The sequence below is a fragment of the Mesorhizobium sp. M7A.F.Ca.AU.002.02.1.1 genome (genome assembly GCF_003998535.1).
GTDB lineage: Bacteria > Pseudomonadota > Alphaproteobacteria > Rhizobiales > Rhizobiaceae > Mesorhizobium > Mesorhizobium ciceri.
Window position 1 is genome coordinate 1 of sequence record NZ_RZPB01000977.1, and the last position, 1,897, is coordinate 1,897.

General features: G+C 64.5%; 2 protein-coding genes and 1 pseudogene. 1 reads left to right on the plus strand and 2 read right to left on the minus strand.

Annotated elements, in window-relative coordinates:
• Together EN879_RS33975 and EN879_RS33980 are read right to left on the minus strand one after the other, a co-directional pair.
• A pseudogene (locus tag EN879_RS33975) lies at positions 1-316 on the minus strand (hypothetical protein); the annotation flags it as partial.
• 206 nt (positions 317-522) lie between these two features.
• Positions 523-1,392, minus strand: a complete 870-nt coding sequence (locus tag EN879_RS33980; RefSeq protein WP_013528539.1) for a helix-turn-helix domain-containing protein — start codon at positions 1,390-1,392, stop codon at positions 523-525.
• 92 nt (positions 1,393-1,484) lie between these two features.
• Between EN879_RS33980 and EN879_RS33985 the strand changes: the two genes are divergently transcribed.
• Positions 1,485-1,897 (plus strand): 4-hydroxyphenylacetate 3-hydroxylase N-terminal domain-containing protein (locus tag EN879_RS33985; RefSeq protein WP_281034625.1); only part of this gene is annotated, 413 nt, incomplete at its 3' end.

The window sequence follows — 1,897 nt, forward strand, 5'->3', positions numbered from 1 at the left end:
CGAAAGTGACGGAGCCGCGGACCGCCGGGATCGCGCCGACCGCCAACGTCGGAACCACAATGCTGAGATTGCCGCGCTGGACGATGCGCTTGTAGGTCCAGATCTGGCCCGATTGGCCGGCGTCGGCGGTGGCGGTCGGAAACCCGGCGCACATTCGAACATCGGCTTCGCTGAGGCCGACCATCTCCTTGCGGGCAGCCGCCGCCGTTGGATCAACCTTGGCGATACGCGACGTGTCGTCGGGAACGACGCAGGAAGACTGGATGGCGACACAGAGAGCAGCGAGGCCAAGCTTTCGAATGCAGGAAAATATCATGCCGACTGTCAGATTTGCCCGATTGTCAGATTTTGCGTGGCGCCCGCCGCTCCTTTCTACCTAGGCAGACAGGCGAGCGGATCAACCCGTTCAGCTTCACGAAAAAGTGGCTGTGGCTGCATCATGGCCGGTCGGGAAGCCAACGCCCTGGCGGAAGCGGGCTCGCGCCGGAACGGCGCGCCAAGGTCCGCATCCATGGTCACCCATCAATGACCCTGCAACTGTTTCCGCCGCCAGGACGCGGGCGCTTCGCCGACCCGCGCGCGAAAGAATCGTGAAAAATACGCCGGGTCGTCGAAGCCGATCTCGTAGGCGATGTCCTCGACCGAGCGTACGGTGAACAACAGCAGCCGCTTGGCCTCCAGCAGCCGTCGCTCACCGACGACGCGTTTGACGCCGCTGCCCAGCACCGCGCGGCTGGCCTTGTCGAGAAGATGCGGCGTCGTGGCCAGCGCCTCGACGTAGCGATCAACAGGCCAGTTGTCGCGGAAATGCGCATCGGCGAGCCGGCGCAGCCCCAACGCCAGTGAGGCATCAGAAGACGCCGTGGCATCCTTTGTCTCGGGACTGAGGCGCGCGATGTGGGAGAGCGCGACGGCGATCAGCGCCTGCAGGACCCTGTCTTTGCCGGCTTGCGCCTCGGCGTATTCGGCGGCGATCATCTCCAGCACCGCCGCCAATCTGGCCCACGCTGCGTGCTGCGGCATGCCGTCGGCAAAGACCGGCCGGTCCAGCGGCAGCAGGCTGTGAGCCGCGATGGCCGCAAGCGCGCCGTCGGCGACCGAGACGACGATGGCGTCGGTGCCGGGGCCGATCGAGAAGCCGTGCACGATAGTGCTCGGCACGAAACTCACGGCAGGCGCCGAAAAGTCCCAGGATCGGTCTTCGATGCGGTAGGTACCGGAGCCGCTGGTCCAGAAGGTGATCTGACCCATCTGCGGGTGCTTGTGCGCGGCGACCTCACCAAGATGGATATTGCCGCGCGCAAGCACCGTCTCGACATGCAGAAAACCGACATCGAGCGGCCGCACCGGCTCGCCATAGACGAAGAAGTCGGGGATGGATCTCTGGCTCATGACGCCGGAAAAAGTCCAATCGGTTTTGCCGTTCCGTCCATAACCGATCGATGCCCAGGGCGCTAGGGTTACGGCTTAAGAGGAGGACCATCATGCGATCAGAAGACTTCCGCACCGATAAGGCACGCCCATTCACCGGGGCCGAGTATCTGGAGAGCCTGCGCGATCGCCGCGAGGTCTATATCAACGGCGAACGCATTGCCGACGTCACCACGCATCCGGCGATGCGCAATTCGGCGCGGTCGCTGGCGCGCCTCTACGACGCCCTGCATGATCCAAAGCGGCGGGACGCGCTGACGTCACCAACCGACACCGGCTCGGGCGGCTACACCCACAAATATTTCCGCGTTGCCAAGTCTTCCGCCGAGCTTGTTGCCCAGCAGACGGCGATCGCGGAGTGGTCGCGCATGTCCTATGGCTGGATGGGCCGCACGCCCGACTACAAGGCGGCGCTGATGAACACGCTCGGCGCCAATGCCGACTGGTACGGGCCGTTCAAGGACAA